Below are 1,979 nucleotides of genomic sequence, written 5' to 3'. Positions count from 1 at the left end.
CATTATGATTTAAATTGATTTGATAAATGATAATTATAAATCACTGAATCTACAGTGTGAATCCCATTTTTATTTTATTTAACAGCTTGCATTTTGATACGTTTTGTGTAATAAAGAGATGTTCTCTTATATTTCGGTTGGTTATTTTAATCGTTTATTTGGATCGCTAGTTGTTTTGATCATGAAAGCCGTATCAATTCATTTTGATGCGGCTTTTTTGTATTAAGGCTTGCGTTTTTACACGTTTTGTGTGATATGTGTTTAGTGTGAAATGTATATACCTCCTGTGAATATAAAAGCCGCGTTGATTAAAACACGGCTTTCTTTTTTGCTATAAAGCAGCCCCCCGCGCCGTTATTTTATTTACGCTGCTTTATTTTCAACAATCTTTACAACGGTATCGTTTTCATAAATTTCACAATCTTCAGGAATTCCATATACATAGTAAATGTTTTGCTCAACATATGAATAATCATTTCTTTTTAATCTTGCATTGCCATGTACCAAACCTCTAATGGTGTGATAACCAGTCACTTTTGCATTCCCATAAACAGAACCATAGACCTTAACATACCCACCCACGCTAGCATTGCCATAAACCTTGCCATAAATTTTTGAAGAGCTACTCACAACAGCATGATCATAAACCTCAGCCTTGCTATAAATGCGTGCACTTCCTGTTAATTTTGCATTCCCATAAACCCTTGCATATTGATAAACCCACACCTTATCAGAAAGATGCGCATTATCATAAACATGAGCTCCAAAATACACGCGGGTTTTATCATATACATGCGCATTGCCATAAACAAAACCACCAATGACAGCGTTGCCATATACCCTTGCATTTTCATAAACACGACCAGATTTTACAACACAAGCATTATCATAAACCCAGCAATTGCCATCATGAGAAAGGTTATCTTCCTTTTCAATAAAGCCGCCTAAATCACCAGCTTTAACATCAGCAAAGTCTTTTAAAGCACGAATGCGGTATAAAGTAATCCCTTTAACGTGACTTTCATTTATAAGCTCATATTTTTTAGATACATTTTTAGTGGTCATAGGTAGCTCCCTAATCTAATATTCAAACAAATTTTTAAATGAAATGGTTATAAGGAGGCGCCCCCGCCGCGCCCGCGCCGTTATTTAAGCTGTTTTCCTATGAGGACGACACATAACAAAGCAAATTTCACCATAAGGAGAAAGGCGTTCTGTATAAACATTCTTCATTGTGTCACCACAAATATTCTTAGTAACAATAGCCATGCCACATGCATTGGCATTTTCATAAACATGCACTTTACTTACAATTTTTGCACTATCGAAAACATGGGCATTATCATACACATGGGCATTGGCAAAAACCTTTGCTGAATCGTAGACGCGAGCATTACCATATACAAAACCACCAACACCTGCATTGCCATAAACCTGCGCATTTTCGTAAACACGACCAGGGCTCACAACAATGGCCTGATCACCAACCCAGCAATTACCATCATGGGAAAGATTTTCTTCAGATTCAATATAGCCACCAAGTTGACCAGCTTTAACATCACCAAAATCTCTTAACGCCTTAATGCGATAAAGTTTTTTACCCTCACGAAGAATTGTTTGATTGGTGAGTTGATATTTTTTTACAGAATTCTGCATAATAATTACCTCGTATTTTAACATTTTCATTGACACCCCTAAGGGCGCCGGGCGCTGAAAAACACGGATACGAGACCGTCGTTACACTTTCCCCTATGAAGGGTATTGTATAGTATAACCACACCCGGCAAAATCGTTATATGCCAATAAGAGCACAAAAGAAAGCCAGTATATTTTAAAAACATGGGAAGAGGTCGTTTCGTAACCTATCCGCTCGTATTACAGTGTTTTTCAAGCACTTGTCGACCTTTCTAAACGAACCTTTCATTAATGTCAATACGTATTTTTTATTTTTTTCAATTTTTTTCATTTTGATACCTACC

The 1,979-nt window shown here is 36.5% G+C and carries 2 protein-coding genes; both read right to left on the bottom strand.

Annotated features, from left to right (window positions below):
- Nucleotides 1-363: 363 nt before the first annotated feature.
- Nucleotides 364-1,065, bottom strand: coding sequence for a hypothetical protein (locus ACFIKE_RS09895; protein WP_273791603.1), 702 nt, complete (start codon nt 1,063-1,065; stop codon nt 364-366).
- Nucleotides 1,066-1,149: 84 nt separating this feature from the next.
- Nucleotides 1,150-1,656 (bottom strand): hypothetical protein, encoded by a 507-nt coding sequence (locus ACFIKE_RS09890; protein ID WP_017196498.1) that lies wholly within the window; start codon nt 1,654-1,656, stop codon nt 1,150-1,152.
- Between the last annotated feature and the right edge of the window lie 323 nt (nt 1,657-1,979).

Origin of the sequence: Bartonella sp. MU70NMGDW, from assembly GCF_042194085.1 — a bacterium.
GTDB classification, from domain to species: domain Bacteria; phylum Pseudomonadota; class Alphaproteobacteria; order Rhizobiales; family Rhizobiaceae; genus Bartonella; species Bartonella grahamii.
Note: the sequence above shows the minus strand (reverse complement) of the source record. Positions and strands in the feature narration are given on the sequence as shown.